This window comes from Novosphingobium endophyticum, assembly GCF_014640675.1.
Classification (GTDB): Bacteria; Pseudomonadota; Alphaproteobacteria; order Sphingomonadales; family Sphingomonadaceae; genus Novosphingobium; species Novosphingobium endophyticum.
In genome coordinates this window covers 173,829-188,626 of sequence record NZ_BMHK01000005.1, presented here as the reverse complement: position 1 = coordinate 188,626, position 14,798 = coordinate 173,829, and the positions used below count along the sequence as shown (strand labels likewise).

The window sequence follows — 14,798 nt, the reverse complement described above, 5'->3', positions numbered from 1 at the left end:
GATCGAATGTCACGCGCGTTCGAGGAGGAGCGCGACGCCCTGTCCCACCCCGATACACATCGTGGCCAGCGCATAGCGTCCGCCAGAGCGGGTCAACTCCTCCGTTGCGCTCAGCGCCATGCGCGCCCCGGACATGCCGAGCGGGTGACCAAGCGCGATGGCTCCGCCGTTGGGATTCACGCGATGGTCGTCATCGGCAATTCCAAGCCGTCTCAGGACGGCCAGGCCCTGCGCGGCAAACGCTTCGTTAAGCTCGATGACGTCGATATCCTCCAGTGCAATGCCGGTCGAAGCCAGCAGGCGCTCTGTGGCGGGGGCTGGTCCAATACCCATGATACGTGGCGGAACGCCGGCCACCGCCATGCCGACGATCCGGGCACGAGGTGTCAGGCCATGGGCTCGCGCAGCTTCCTGCGAAGCTATGATCAACGCCGCCGCGCCATCGTTCACGCCGCTCGAATTGCCTGCGGTCACCGTTCCGTCCGCCCGTGTGATAGGCTTCAGGCGACTGAGGGCTTCTAGCGATGTTGGACGCGGATGTTCATCGCGATCGACTTTCAGCGGATCGCCCTTTCGCTGCGGAACCGAAACCGGACAAATCTCCGCAGCAAGCCGTCCGTTAACCTGGGCCGCGGCGGCTTTTTCCTGACTGCGCAGGGCGAAACGATCCTGATCCTCACGCGAGACACCGAATTCCCGCGCCACGTTTTCAGCGGTTTCCGGCATGGAATCGACGCCGTGGCGCGCCTCCATTTCCGGGTTAATGAAACGCCAGCCAATCGTCGTGTCGTACAAGTCGCAAATGCGGGAAAACGCGCTCGTCGCCTTTGGCATCACGAACGGTGCCCGGCTCATGCTTTCAACGCCGCCCGCTATCAGCAGGTCGCAGTCACCGGAGCGGACGGCCCTTGCCGCCGTCCCAACCGCATCGAGGCCCGATCCACACAGCCGATTTATGGTGGTGCCCCCGACACTTTCGGGTAGTCCGGCCAGCAGGCCGGCCATGCGCGCAACGTTGCGATTGTCTTCGCCGGCCTGATTTGCGCAGCCGAAAATCACGTCCTGCACAGCAGACCAGTCCATGTCCGGGTTCCGCGCCATCAAGGCCGCGATAGGACGGCTCGCCAGATCGTCCGCGCGTATCGATGACAGCGCGCCGCCATAGCGGCCAATGGGCGTCCGTATCGCATCGCAAATGAAAGCGTCGGCCATGGCCTAGTCCTTGTCCTTCAGGAATTCGCAAATCGCGGCGAGGACCGCTTCTTCCCGGTCGAAATGCGGCGAATGCGCGCAGTTCTCCAGTTCCAGCCGCGTGGTTTCGCGCAAGGCAGCGGCGGCCCGGTCAAGCTGCTTCATGGAGCCGAACTGATCGTCCCTGCCCTGGATCAGCAGCGCGGGGGCCGTTACCAGATCGAGCGAGGCTTCAATGTTCCAGTCGCGGAAATCCGGCGAAAGCCAGACCCTGCTCCAGTCCTCGAACAGCGCGGCCGGCTCCTGATGGTAACGCTCCATGCGTTTGGCCATGTTCGACGCGGCGAAACCGGCCTGCACCGCGGAGATCCCGGCAACGGTCATATCCTCGAGGAAAACGTGCGGCGCCTCCAGGATCAGCGATGCCGGCAGTGCCGGAAAACGGCCGGCCGCGATGAAACTGATCGACCCACCGTCGCTATGCCCCAGCCAGTGAGCCCGTTCGAGGCCCAGAGCTTCGTGCACGGCCGGCAGCAGGTCGGCCTCCCGGTGCATATAATCGAGGCCGCGCGGCTCCGGCCGGGCAGCACTCCATCCGTGCCCTGCGCGCGACCAGGCGACGACCCGACGCCCGCTTGCCTCCGCCAGACGAGCGGGGAAATGCTTCCACAAGCGGATCGAGCCGAGCCCTTCGTGCAGGAGGAGGACCGGCAGGCCTGCACCATCGCCCCAACTTGCGGCTTCGAGCCTGCCGTTTCCGGCCCGAATCCAACAGGTCATCAAGCCGAATCCTCGTTCGCCAGATTCATCAGCGCATCCGACGGCGCGATACCCAATGCCCGCAATCGCCGTGTGACTTCGGGCAGCCCGGTCTGCCGTGCGTGGAACATCGGTCCGCCCGTCCAACGCGGCCAGCCATAACCGTTAAGCCAGACGACATCGATATCGGATTCGCGCAGGGCGATCCCTTCGGCCAGCAACTTCGCGCCTTCATCGACCATCGGCCAGAGCAGCCTGTCGAGAATTTCGGCGTCGTCAAAGGAACTCCGCGTGATCCCTCGGTCGCGCGCGAAGCCGGCGATTATCGCCTCCGCCTCTTGGGAGGGCGCGGGTTTACGATCGTCACGGTAATCGTAAAAGCCAGCTCCGGTCTTCTGGCCCCGCCGCCCCGCCTCGCATAGTCTTTCGCGGATGGTCGATCCGGTCGAACTTTCCGGCGTCCAGCCAAGGTCCAGTCCAGCTAGGTCACCCATACGGAACGGCCCCATCGCAAAGCCGAAATTCTCCAGCACGCGATCGACCTGCGCCGGACTGGCCCCTTCAACAGCCATTGCTTCGGCTTGCTCGCGCCGCACTGCCAGCATGCGATTGCCGATGAAGCCCCATGCGTTGCCAGAAAGAACCGCGATCTTGCCGATGCGCTTGGCCAGCTTGAAGGCGGTGGCGATGACATCCGGTGCGGTTTCCCGGCCCCGGACGACTTCAAGCAATTTCATGATGTTGGCGGGCGAAAAGAAGTGCAGTCCGATCACGTCGGCCGGGCGGGACGTGACACCGGCAATCTCGTCGAGGTCGAGATAGGACGTGTTGCTGGCCAGGATCGCACCGGGTTTGGCCAGTTCGCCGAGTTCCGCGAAGATCGACCGCTTGATGTCCATCCGCTCGTAGGCCGCTTCGACGATCACGTCGGCGTTGGCGAGCGCCGCCATGTCGGATGTGGGCTGCACCGCGGACAGTGCGCGATCTGCGGCCTCACGCGTCATCCGACCCGAGCTGACGTTGCCATCCAGAACCATGCGAATATGCGCCAGACCACGCTTCAGCGCAGCCGGATCGCGCTCGTAAAGCGTCACCGGAATGCCTGCGGACAGGAAAGCGATGGTGATGCCGCTGCCCATCGTCCCGCTGCCTATCACGCCCGCCGTTTCAATCACGCGAGCTTCGCCCCCTTCGATGCCGGGAACCTTGCCAGCTTCGCGTTCCGCGAAGAAGACATGGCGCAACGCCTCGTTCTGCGGTCCGGCGCGCAATTTCAGAAATATGTCGCGCTCTCGCCGTGCGCCATCTTCGAACGGAAGTTCCGTGGCGGCGCGGATCGAAGCAATGATGGCCTTGGGCGCATCGAGGCCGCGAAATTTCTTCGCATGGCGCTGCGAGAACTGTTCATAAATGTCATCGGAAACCGGCTGCGCAACCCGTTCGCGAGTCCGGCGCGGCGGCGCATCGGCCGCGCTACGCGCCTTGGCGCAAGCGGCCTCCACCAGATCGCCCTCGGCGATTTCATCGACCAGCCCGATGGTGCGTGCCTCCGGCGCCGAAACCGGCTCCCCCAGCGCGATGATCTCAAGCGCCTTGGAAACGCCGACCAGACGCGGGAGGTGCTGTGTGCCGCGTGCCCCGGGCATCAAGCCCAGCGTGACTTCGGGCAGGCCAAGGCGCGCGTCGGCGTGGGCCACCCGGTAGTGACAAGCCATCGCGATCTCGAGCCCGCCACCCAGCGCGCTGCCGTGGATGGCCGCGATTACCGGCTTGCCCGCCCCCTCTATCGTATCGACAACTTCGGTCAGGAACGGCTCGGTCGAAGGCTTGCCGAATTCCTTCAGGTCCGCGCCTGCAAAGAACGTTCGGCCCGCACAGGCGATGACCAGCGCCGATACGTCCGGCTCCGCCGCCGCCCTCTTCACCCCTTCGACCAATGCGGAGCGAACGGCCTGCGAGATGGCATTCACCGGAGGATTGTCCAGCGTCAGGACCGCAATCGCGCCATTCCGTGTCCAGGCAGCGATATCACCCATGCCCGCGGAGCCCCTCGATAGCCTCGATCATGCCATTGCTGCCCTGAATCGCGCTGCGCTGGAGGTAAGGCATCATCCCGATCACGCCGCCCAGTTCGGCACCGCCCCCTGCACGACCGGGGCCGCCATGCTGGAGATGCGGCAGCGCTGCACCATGACCGGTGGCGAATTCCGCGTTGTCGCGGTCGACGATCATGATCCGTCCGTGAAATGGCGCGGTGCCAATCGCGAGCCGAGCTATCGCGGCCCGATCATGGCTGAAGATCGACAGCGCCAGCGAGCCCTGACCGGCGTTGGCGATGGCGATGGCCTCATCCACGTCGGCATAGGGCATCAGAGTGGCGACCGGGCCGAAGGCTTCGACCGAATGCACGATTTCGGAGCCGAGCGGATCATTGCAGCGCAGCAGCGTCGCATCGTAATAGGCACCGCCAGCCAGCGCATCGCCCAGATCGGGGATCGTCCCGCCGACGACGACGTTTGCCTCAGTTTTCAGGCGCTCGACATTGGCGATAACGTCATCGCGCTGAGCGAGACCGGCCAATGCGCCCAGCCGCGTGCCGCCTTCGCGCGGATCGCCCACGGTGACGCGAGCGAGGCGGGCGACAACGGCACTCTGCACTGCGTCTATCGACTTTCCGGGGACGAGAATGCGGCGGATCGCGGTGCATTTCTGCCCCGCCTTTTGCGTCATCTCACGCACGACTTCCTTGACGAAGAGGTCGAACTCCGGCGTCCCCTCATCGGCATCGGGTCCGAGGATCGAGGCGTTCAGGCTATCCTGCTCCGCCGCGAAACGCACGGTCTTGCCCACGACGTTGGGATGGGCCTTGAGGCGGTTCGCGGTATTGGCGGAACCGGTAAAGGCCACGCTGTCCTGCCCGTCCAGTCGATCGAGCAAATCGCCTGTATCGCCCAGCAGCAGTTGCACGGCGCCCTGCGGCAGAACGCCACTTTCGATTATGATGCGAAAGGCCGCTTCGGTCAGGTATCCGCCGACAGTCGCGGGCTTGACCACCGCAGGCATACCGGCAAGCAGCGTCGGCGCCAGCTTTTCAAGCATGCCCCAGACAGGGAAATTGTAGGCATTGATATGCACCGCAACGCCGGTCAACGGCGTCAGGATATGCTGGCCGAGAAAATCGCCCTTGCTGATCGTCTCGCGCCCGGATTCGGGCAGGACGTGCGCGTCCGGCATTGCCTTTGCCTTCGATGCATAGACGAAGAAGGTTCCGATGCCGCCTTCGATGTCGAAAGCGCTGTCACCCTTCGTCGCGCCGGTAAGCGAAGACAGGGCGTAGAGTTCGTCCTTTCGTTCGGTCAGGGCGCCGGCCAGCGCACGCAGCATCTGGCCGCGCTCACGGAACGTCATCGCGCGCAGGGCCGGTCCCCCGATGGTGCGCGCATGGTGCAGTATTGCCGCGATATCAGCCGTCCCCGGCATCTGCGCAACAACCGCTCCGTCAATGGCGGAATGCAGCGACCGTCCTTCTCCGCCGCCCACCCATCGGTCCGCGATATAGTGGCTGAGCGAAATGCAGTCGGTCATGTCCCGGTATCCTTGTTGGCATGTCTTCCGGCGAAGCGCAGCACGGCTTCGCGATAGTCCCTGGTCCGGCCGAGCGCGGCCTGTTCATCGCGCTCGGCATCGAGCGCGGCGTCGAGGGTGCCTGGCGGATTTACGCGGAATTGCCGCTTGATCGCCGCAAGCGCATCGGCCGAGCGGGCGGTCAGATCGCGCGCAATGGCCTGAGCCGTCTCCGGCAGGTCGCTGTCGTCCACCACGCGGCTGACCAGCCCCATTTCCAGCGCCTCCGCCGCCGTCACGGCTCGTCCGGTCAGCGCCAGATCGAGCCCCCTGGCCTGGCCGACGATCCGAGGTAGCGACCAGCTTGCCCCGCTGTCCGGCCCGAGACCGACATTGACGAAACCAAACTGGAAGCGCGCCGACCGCCCTGCCAGCACAATGTCACAGGCAATCGCCAGAGCAGCTCCTGCCCCGAAAGCGATACCGCCTACCGCCGCGATGACCGGCACATCGAGCGAAGCGATGGTGCGGATCAGAGGATTGTAATTGCGATCCAGAGAGTCATGCAGGTCCGGTTGGCCCCCGGTATCGAAAGTTGCGGCGCGCTCTGCCAGGTCCTGCCCCGCACAGAAGGCGGGTCCCGAGCCCGTCAGCACGACGGCGCGAACGGACCTGTCCTTCGCAATCCGAGTAAAGGCATGACGTAACGCCGCGTGCATCGCCTCATCGATAGCGTTGAGACTACCGCTGCGCACAAGCGTCAGCGTCGCCACACCATCGATGATTTCCAGCGCAACGCGATCCGGCAAGCTCACCATCTCAATTCCGCGTGAACTCGATTGCACCGCCGGGCAGGAGATACAGGACAAGGGCCTTGCCGCCCCTCACCCTCGGGCAATGCGCGGATTGCGGAGCATAGACCTTCCAACCCGCGCCCCGGCCATCGAACTCGGCACCATTGTCCAGCGGCATGACCAGATCGATCTCACCATTGGGGTGCGAGTGGTGCGGTCCGACGACGTCGGTCATCTCGACCACATCGACCGAGAAACCATGCGTCGCATCGCCTTCCTTCACCGCGCGGCCGAACTTGACCCCGCCCCTTTCGTTCTCACAGAGCCAGCCTTCGTCACACCCCGCCCGGCAAAGCGCGAAGGTCTCTTCGAACCAGACGGAATCAGCCGAAAACCGGTCGTTCAGCCAGCTTTCCAGTTCGGAGCCGGGTTCCCGGTCAGCGATCGCGGCCGTGACTTTCGCGATCTGGGCGACAAAGGCGTCGGGAGTGTCAGGCTTCTCGGTCATGTTCTTGTTTCCTGTTCTTATCCTGCGCGCGCTGGCGACAGGATCCATTCCTTGAGAGGGCGCGCGGCATCTGCCAGAGCTTCGGGAGCGACCTCGATGCCCAGTTCGACGAGCCTGCGACCGTGCGAGTAATCACGGGCGCTATTGACGCAGTCTAGCGCGACCACTTTTCCATCCTTGAGATAGACGACCGAAAACGTGCGCGTGGCCGGATCCCCCCTCAAGACGGCCTCGTCATGGCCGGTCGAAATCCCCACGGTCTGCAGACGCAAATCGTACTGGTTCGACCAGAACCATGGCGTCGCGTCGTAACTTCCATCCTTACCGCAAATTGCCTTGGCGGCCGTCGTCGCCATGTCGTTGGCATTCTGAACCGATTCCAGCCGGATGCTCGCACCGCCTGCAAAGCGGTTGGCATGGGTAGCGCAATCGCCGATGGCGAAGACGTCCGGCAGATTCGTGCGGCAGCTTGCGTCCACGTCCACGCCGTTCGTGCCCGATGCCCCCGCCGCTATCAGCGGTTCGACGCAAGGCGAGATGCCGATACCCACGATGACCATCTGCGCGGCCAAGAATTCGCCCCCGCCGAGACGGACCCCCTCGACGCGCCCCTCTCCCTCGATCGCCGCGACGGTCTGGTTGACCCTCAGGTCCACACCGTGTGCCTTGTGGTCAGCCTCGTAGAACGATGAGAGCGCCTCGCCCGCAACGCGGACCAGCACGCGGGGCAGGGCCTCAAGCAACGTCACATGCTTGCCCAGCTTGGTGAGCACGGCCGCGGCCTCCAGGCCGATGTAGCCGCCACCGATCACGACGATCCGGTCGACACCGGGAAGTTCGGCGACAATCGCGTCGACATCTTCCCGATCGCGGATTTCATGCACCCCGGGCATGTCCGCCCCGGGAATCGGGATGGCCCTGGGATCGCCTCCCGCGGCCCAGATCAGCTTGCCGTACCCAACTCGTGCGCCATCGTGGCATGTGACGACGTGCCCATCCGGGTCGACCTTCGTCACGGTCTTGCCGAGCAGAAGTTCGATTTCCTTCTCCTGCCAGTATTTCTCGGGTCGCAGGTGCAGGCGCTCGAACGGCTTTTCCCCGGCCATGTATTCCTTGGACAACGGCGGACGTTCATACGGCAGTTCCGGTTCGCGGCCGACAATGGCGACAGTCCCCTCGAACCCGTTCATCCGCAGCGCGACCGCCGCCTGGGCGCCGCCATGTCCGCCGCCTACAATCACGACGTCGAAAGACTGCTCGCTCACGATGCTTCCCTCAGGCGGAAGCGCTGGATCTTGCCGGTGGCCGTTTTCGGGAGTTCGTCAACGAACGTGATCCAGCGCGGGTACTTGTATGGGGCAAGGTGCTGTTTGACATGCGCCTGCAAGATGCTCGCCAATTCGTCATTGGCGTCCACGCCTTCACGCGCAACGACGAAGCCATGCGGCTTCACAAGGCCGTCGTCGTCGGTATCGGTGACAACCGCCGCTTCGATCACGTCGGGATGCCCCGCCAGAACCTCTTCAACCTCGATCGGCGAAACGTAGATTCCGCCGACCTTCAACATGTCATCGGACCGGCCCGCGTAAGTGAGCCAGCCATCTTCGTTGATCGTGTACTTGTCTCCGGTCGCGGTCCATTCGCCCTTGAACGTGCTCATGGACTTTATCCGGTTCCGCCAATAGGCTGCGGCGGTCGTGGGCCCCCGCACTTCGAGATTGCCGATTTCGCCGACCGGAACCGCTTCGCCGCTCTCGTCCACGACCCTGACCTCGTAGCCGTCGATCACACGTCCGGTGCAGCCGTACCGAAGGGAATCGGGTCGTTGCGAAACGAAGATGTGCAGCATTTCGGTGGAACCCAGGCCATCGAGCACATGCGCGCCGAAGCGTTCGTGAAACGCCATGCCGAGGTGTGACGGCAAGGCTTCTCCCGCCGAGATCGCCATGCGCAGGGCGGGCGTTTCCCGTCGCGACGGACAGGACGGATGCGACAGCCAACCGGCGAGGAAGGTCGGAACGACGCCGAGCACGGAGACCCCATGTTCGCGGACCAGTTGGCTGATCGGCTCCGGCAAGGGGCGACCGTCGAACAGTACCACCGTTGCCCCCGCCGCGTATGGGAAAGACAGTGCATTGCCGAGGCCATAGGCGAAGAACTGCTTCGCGACGGACAGGACGACATCGTCCTCGCGCATGCCGATCGTGCCGATACCATAGAGGTTCGCCGTCAGCCGGATTGAACCATGCAGATGCATGGCTCCCTTGGGGTTGCCAGTCGATCCTGACGTATAGAGCCAGAACGCCACGTCGTCACGATGCGTGTCTGCTGCACTCGCCGCCGGCTCGGCCGTGCCGAGAAGCGTTTCCAGATCGTCCCATGGGCCCCCGCCGCTGGAAACCATCCGAAGGTCAGGTCTCTGCCCCGCCACGCCGTGCCACTTGTCGGAAAGTTCGGCCGATACGAAAACAGCCGCAGCGTCGCTGTTCTCGGCGATCCAGCTGTAATCTTCGCTCGTCAGCAGGGTATTGAGAGGGACGGGAACCACGCCGGCCCGGATCGCGCCGAGAAAGGCGGTAGGAAAATCGCGCGTGTCGGTGAGGCAGAGGAGAACCCGCTCGCCCCGCCGCACGCCCAGATCGTTCAACATGCCCTGAAACGTCGCCACCCGTTCAGCAAGCTCCCGGTAGGAACAAGTGCCGCGACTGTCGATGATCGCGGTCTTGTCCGGGTGCTTCGCAAGATTGGGTGCCAGGAGATCCTCGGCGGCGTTCAGAGCCTCCGGCAAATCATGGGCCGCGCGGGCTTTCGACGTATCCGTCATTGATTCTTCTCCCGTCACGCCCGGCATTTCCGGGTCGTGCGATGCTTGTGTCAGGCAGCGCGCACGTATTCGAAATCAAGCGGCATGTTGTTGATCCCGCGATCCGGCAATGTGGTCCAGTTGGCACATTTCCCCGGTTCGGTGACCCCGACCATCTGCGATTTGACGTAGCCCCGATCGGTCTCGCTCGGCAGCGAAGCTTCCACTTCGCCCGCGGAAGCCGGCTTCCCGTGGACCCCGATCTCCTTGCCGGACCACAAGCCGACCTTGCGGTTGAAGCGTTCGGACGGAAGGTGAAACGCGAAATCGAAACCCGCTTTTGCGATCGTGCGGTTCCAGCGCTGCAAGCCGATGCCGCAGTCGCGAACATAGGCATTGCGCGTGACCCAGTTCATTGCGTTCCTGCTGGCGACTTCTTCCATGCCGTCGGGCGTTTCGATTTGCTCGACACTGTTTGAGCAATCGTGGTCTTCGTAGGTGCTTTCGTCCGGGCGGCCTTTCAGACCATTGGCGAAGTAAGTCGCCGCGTTGGAGGATATTTCCGCGCCGAACAGGTCGAGAGCCGAACTATACCAGAAATTGATATAGCGCTGGATCAACGGGAAATCGAAGAGTCCGGCCTTACGCAACGTTTCGGGATCGTCGGTGCCCAGCTTCTGCATCTCTTCCAGCGTACGCTTGATGATGCGTCCGATGCCGGTCTCGCCCACGAACATGTGGTGCGCTTCTTCGGTCAACATGAACTGGCAGGTCCGGGCCAGCGGGTCGAAACCGCTCTCGGCCAGCGACTTGAGCTGATACTTGCCGTCGCGATCGGTGAAATAGGTGAACATGTAAAACGACAGCCAATCGTCGATCGGTTCGTTGAACGTGCCCAGGATACGCGGATTGTCGATATCGCCGGAATGGCGATAAAGCATCTCTTCCGCCTCCTCGCGCCCGTCGCGCCCAAAATAGGCGTGAAGCAGGTAGACCATCGCCCAAAGGTGGCGCCCTTCCTCGACGTTCACCTGAAACAGGTTCCGCATGTCGTACAGCGACGGCGCGGTCAGCGCGAGCAGGCGCTGCTGCTCCACTGAAGCAGGCTCGGTATCGCCTTGGGTTACGATCAACCGGCGCAAGGTAGAGCGATACTCGCCGGGAACCTGCTGCCACGCAGGCTTGCCCATATGATCGCCGAAACCGATGGTTCGTTCAGGCTGCTTGTCGGCAAGGAAAATACCCCAGCGATAGTCCGGCATCTTCACGTGGCCGAAGGTGGCCCAGCCCTTCGCGTCCACCGAGGTGGCGGTGCGCAGGTAAACGTCGTGCCCCTGGTAGGTCGTCGGACCGAGATCCTTCCACCAATCGAGGAAAGCGGGCTGCCAGTGCTCCAGTGCGCGCTGAAGGCCCCGGTCATTCGACAGGTCGACATTGTTGGGGATCTTGGTTTGATAATCGATAGCCATGGCGGCTTCTCCGGTCAGTATTTCGTGATGACGGCGACGTTTCGGATCAGACGCGCTTGCGGTCGAAATCAGCGCGGGTACCGCTGCCGAAAAGCTTGAGTGCGCCGCCCTCGCCGACGGCGTTGGGGCGAATGAATATCCAGTTCTGCCATGCTGACAGGCGGCCGAAGACCTTGGACCACACGGTTTCCGCCCCACCGAAGCGCAGCGACGCTTCCATCCCGGTCAGGGCGTCGGGCGAAAGTCCTGCCCGTTCGTCGATGGCCAGCCGAACTTCGTCATCCCAATCGATATCGTCCGGCGCGAATGTGACGAGGCCCAGATCGTAGGCTTCGCCTGCGGGGATCGGCTCGCCCTTGAGAGCAGAGACTTCGTCCAGTTTGTCCGGATCACCCAGGAAGCGCGACGCGAGGCGAGACAGGCCGTTGCACATCGGAAACGTGCCGAAGTTGAGCGCTGACAGGTGCATCGCCGGCCCGCTTTCGGGGTTCGACAGCAGTTCCAGCATGTACGAACGGTCGGCGGCGAATGCGAGTTCCGCCAGCGTTCCGGCGAAGGCCGAGCCCGGCTCGATCACCGCGTAAATCGAACGCGACGACACATCGAGCCGCGACAGCGTGCGACGCAACATGCCGATCACTTCGTTGACGAACCAGTGGTCGGCGTTGGCCAGCAGCGCTTCGTCATAGGCAAGCACCTTCGCGCCATCACCCTCGGCCTTGACGATCCAAAGGCCGAGCTCCGGCTCGTTGGTGCGCAGCATCAGGATCGCGTCGTCCAACTCTCGCGCCATGGCGAGCGGCCAGAACGCAGTGCCCTGCACGCGCATCGCATCGCCATCGGCGGGCGGCGCATCCGTCGGCGCCTTGACGGTGATCGTGACCGCACCCCGTTCGCGGTCGAATTCGGCATCGACATGCCGATAGTGATAACCGCCCTCGTCGATCACGCGGTCGAGCGGGGTTAGCTTGACGCCTTCGGCATGCTCGGGCCGGTTGCTCCGGGCAACGAGCGAAGCGGAGCATTCGGCAACGCGCTCATCCCAGCGGCCTTTCGGGGCAATATCGTCAACGAGACCCCATTCTTTGGCGCGGCGCCCCCTGACCCCTTCTTCCGAAGTGCAGAATACATCCGCCAGATCGCGGCGCACCTTGCGCTTGTCGATCACGCGGGTCAGCCCGCCCGTGCCCGGAAGGACCGCAAGCAAGGGCACTTCAGGCAGGGAAACGGCTGAAGACCGGTCATCCACCAGCAGAATTTCGTCGCAAGCCAGCGCGACTTCGTAGCCGCCGCCGGCACACGTGCCGTTGACTGCGGCCAGGAACTTGAGACTGCCGTTTTGCGAGCTGTCCTCAAAGCCGTTGCGCGTTTCGTTGGTGAACTTGCAGAAGTTCACTTTCCACGCGTGGCTGGACGTGCCCAGCATGTAGATGTTCGCACCCGAACAGAAGATGCGGTCCTGCGCGCTGGTCAGCACCACACAGCCTACCTGCGGATGCTCGAAACGAAGGCGCTGCACGATATCATGCAGCTCCATGTCGACGCCCAGGTCGTAGCTGTTGAGCTTGAGCTTGTAGCCGTCGAACAGCCCGCCGTCGGGATCGACGTTCATGGCGACCGTGGCGACGCGGCCATCGATGCTGACTTTCCAGTGGCGATAGGTCTCGCCATCCCTGTCATATGTAAAGGCCGCTGTCGGCGGGGCGGTTTCCGCAACCCGGGTAGCCATCGAATCACTCCTCATCCCTGACTTGCACGCAAGATAACGCATTCAGGAACGATCAGCAAGCACTATAGTTCACATTATCAGGCGCGACACCTCCTCATCGAGCAGAGCGAACGTCGCCTCGAACCCTTGCGCCGAGGTGTTCAGTATCGCATCGGCGCGACCATAGTCAGCCTCGCGCGCGGACAGGATCGCCTTGAGATCGTCCATTGCCGAACGCCCGGTCATCGGGCGCAGATCACCTTGGGAAACGACCCGCTCCATATGGTCTTCGGGCCTGGCCTGAAGCCAGACCGTCCATGTAGATTGCAGCAAATGCTCATAGAGCTTGCCGTCCGAAACAATGGCTCCCGGCGCCGCTATCACCGCCGCATCGTGCTTTGCGCATATCTCCGAAAGAACCTCGGTCTCGTAACGATGCAGCGCCGACGGTCCGTTCATCTCCAACAGGACGCCAATCGAGCCTCCGTAGAGCCGCTCCACTTCCTTGGACATCTCAAAAAACGGGACTTTCAGGCGCTCTGCAAGGAGTTTCCCCAAGGATGACTTGCCCGCCCCCCGCAGACCAACAAGGGCAATCCGGCGCGCCTTCCCGCCCAATTCCCCAGGCTGCTGCGCAAGCCAGGCCGCGGCGGCGCTGACCCGTTCCGGCGGTAGCCGGCGCAAGAATTGAGCCGCTCGCGCCAAAGTACGATCACGCTCCCCGCCCAGAGGCAGAAGCTCGGCCAGGGCTATGTCCAGGGCCTTGGCGATCGCCACAAGCATTTCGACCGAGGGATTGCCGGTGCCATTCTCAAGATGCGCAAGATAACGTTCCGACGCGCCGGAAGCCGCCGCGAGCTGCTTGCGTGTAAATCCCGCCCTCGCGCGCGCGGCCCGAATGCGCCGCGCAATCTCGCCGCTGCCCGAAGGCTGTTCACCCTCCATAGAGTCATTCCGCTCTTGCATATATGTCATATAGTGCATATTCCATTGCAATACGATTCATAATTCCGAATGGGAGAAGCATGTCGAGCAATAATCCGAGCATCGGCATTTTCGTAGCGACGATCACGGGCCTTGCCGACATTTGCGGCGAGGAGATCGAAGACGCACTCGCGAACGCCGGCCTTGCTAGCGAACGCCACATGATGGACTGCATGGGCGCCAGTGACCTCGATCCGTTCGATCTGCTGGTGATCGTTTCCTCCACTTACGGGCACGGCGACATACCGGACAATGGACAGGCGCTCTACGGCGATCTGGAGAACGGCGCAGACTTGTCCGGAAAGAAGTATGTCCTTTTCGCTCTGGGCGACCGAACCTATGCCGACACGTTCTGCGCGGCAGGCGACCGCTGGGCGACCGCGCTCGATACCTGCGGCGCAACGCGAATCGTCGATATCCAGCGGCACGACGCATCGAGCGGTACCCTGGCGGAAGACGTCGCGGGCGAATGGGCGGCCAGCTGGATCGACAGGATCAAGGAAGGAGCCGAGTGATGGATATTCACAAGGCCGATGACGACATGCGCGCCGCCCATGCCGAGATGGGCGGGTTGATCGCCCGGTGTTCGCTGCTGGAGTACCGGGTTGGCCAGTTCATGGCCCGCTGGTTCTGCGCCAACCAGAAGCAGAAGTTCCTGTCCTTCACGCTCAAGGCCATGCCCTTCACCGAGAAGCGGCAGATCATCGAGGAACGCCTTTCGCAATGGCACAAGGATCCGCGAGCGCTGCGCGAAACGATGACGGCGATCAGCGCGCTCCTCGAACGCCGTAACCTGGTCGCAAGTGGCGTCCTGTCGCGGCGATCGTCCGGTGCCCTTTGCATCAAGAGCTTTTCGGGCGCTCGCTTCATTTCGGACGAGGGCGCCGTCGATATCATCGACATTGCCGAACTCGCGACCTGGTCGGAAGCGGCCACGGAGCTGTCCGAACGCCTCATGGCTCTGGGCCAGATGCTGACCGCAGCCGAAGGCAGGTCCCTTGCGGGCAACTGACACGAG

Annotated in this window: 13 protein-coding genes; 2 read left to right on the top strand and 11 right to left on the bottom strand. The window is 63.2% G+C overall.

Features of this window, described 5'->3' with window-relative positions; genetic code table 11:
* Positions 1-9 precede the first annotated feature (9 nt).
* From pcaF to IEX32_RS05770, 11 genes are all read right to left on the bottom strand, one after another.
* Positions 10-1,212 carry a 3-oxoadipyl-CoA thiolase gene (gene pcaF / locus IEX32_RS05820; RefSeq protein WP_188769409.1) on the bottom strand — a complete coding sequence of 401 codons (1,203 nt, stop codon included), beginning with the start codon at positions 1,210-1,212 and terminating at the stop codon, positions 10-12.
* 3 nt (positions 1,213-1,215) lie between these two features.
* Positions 1,216-1,971 carry an alpha/beta fold hydrolase gene (locus IEX32_RS05815; RefSeq protein ID WP_188769407.1) on the bottom strand — a complete coding sequence of 252 codons (756 nt, stop codon included), beginning with the start codon at positions 1,969-1,971 and terminating at the stop codon, positions 1,216-1,218.
* Positions 1,971-3,986 (bottom strand): 3-hydroxyacyl-CoA dehydrogenase NAD-binding domain-containing protein, encoded by a 2,016-nt coding sequence (locus IEX32_RS05810; protein ID WP_188769406.1) that lies wholly within the window; start codon positions 3,984-3,986, stop codon positions 1,971-1,973. The genes IEX32_RS05815 and IEX32_RS05810 overlap by 1 nt, the downstream gene beginning before the upstream one ends.
* The gene (gene paaZ / locus IEX32_RS05805) at positions 3,979-5,535 is read right to left on the bottom strand and encodes a phenylacetic acid degradation bifunctional protein PaaZ (RefSeq protein ID WP_188769404.1); all 1,557 of its coding nucleotides are present in this window, start codon (positions 5,533-5,535) and stop codon (positions 3,979-3,981) included. The genes IEX32_RS05810 and paaZ overlap by 8 nt, the downstream gene beginning before the upstream one ends.
* Positions 5,532-6,329, bottom strand: coding sequence for an enoyl-CoA hydratase-related protein (locus IEX32_RS05800; protein ID WP_229736124.1), 798 nt, complete (start codon positions 6,327-6,329; stop codon positions 5,532-5,534). The genes paaZ and IEX32_RS05800 overlap by 4 nt, the downstream gene beginning before the upstream one ends.
* 4 nt (positions 6,330-6,333) lie before the next feature.
* Positions 6,334-6,816 (bottom strand): 4-hydroxylaminobenzoate lyase, encoded by a 483-nt coding sequence (locus IEX32_RS05795; protein ID WP_188769400.1) that lies wholly within the window; start codon positions 6,814-6,816, stop codon positions 6,334-6,336.
* 17 nt (positions 6,817-6,833) lie between these two features.
* The gene (locus IEX32_RS05790) at positions 6,834-8,081 is read right to left on the bottom strand and encodes an NAD(P)/FAD-dependent oxidoreductase (RefSeq protein WP_229736117.1); all 1,248 of its coding nucleotides are present in this window, start codon (positions 8,079-8,081) and stop codon (positions 6,834-6,836) included.
* Positions 8,078-9,640, bottom strand: a complete 1,563-nt coding sequence (locus IEX32_RS05785; protein ID WP_188769398.1) for a benzoate-CoA ligase family protein — start codon at positions 9,638-9,640, stop codon at positions 8,078-8,080. Before IEX32_RS05785 ends, IEX32_RS05790 begins: the two co-directional genes overlap by 4 nt.
* Before the next feature lie 50 nt (positions 9,641-9,690).
* Positions 9,691-11,088 carry a benzoyl-CoA 2,3-epoxidase subunit BoxB gene (gene boxB / locus IEX32_RS05780; protein WP_188769396.1) on the bottom strand — a complete coding sequence of 466 codons (1,398 nt, stop codon included), beginning with the start codon at positions 11,086-11,088 and terminating at the stop codon, positions 9,691-9,693.
* A gap of 46 nt (positions 11,089-11,134) precedes the next feature.
* Positions 11,135-12,817, bottom strand: a complete 1,683-nt coding sequence (gene boxC / locus IEX32_RS05775; RefSeq protein ID WP_188769394.1) for a 2,3-epoxybenzoyl-CoA dihydrolase — start codon at positions 12,815-12,817, stop codon at positions 11,135-11,137.
* 69 nt (positions 12,818-12,886) lie between these two features.
* The gene (locus tag IEX32_RS05770) at positions 12,887-13,762 is read right to left on the bottom strand and encodes a shikimate kinase (RefSeq protein ID WP_268236718.1); all 876 of its coding nucleotides are present in this window, start codon (positions 13,760-13,762) and stop codon (positions 12,887-12,889) included.
* A gap of 59 nt (positions 13,763-13,821) precedes the next feature.
* Here IEX32_RS05770 and IEX32_RS05765 point away from each other — a divergent pair, with 59 nt between their 5' ends.
* Positions 13,822-14,295 carry a flavodoxin domain-containing protein gene (locus tag IEX32_RS05765; RefSeq protein WP_188769390.1) on the top strand — a complete coding sequence of 158 codons (474 nt, stop codon included), beginning with the start codon at positions 13,822-13,824 and terminating at the stop codon, positions 14,293-14,295.
* Positions 14,295-14,792: a hypothetical protein gene (locus IEX32_RS05760; protein ID WP_188769389.1), complete on the top strand. Its 498-nt coding sequence runs from the start codon at positions 14,295-14,297 to the stop codon at positions 14,790-14,792. Before IEX32_RS05765 ends, IEX32_RS05760 begins: the two co-directional genes overlap by 1 nt.
* Positions 14,793-14,798 lie beyond the last annotated feature (6 nt).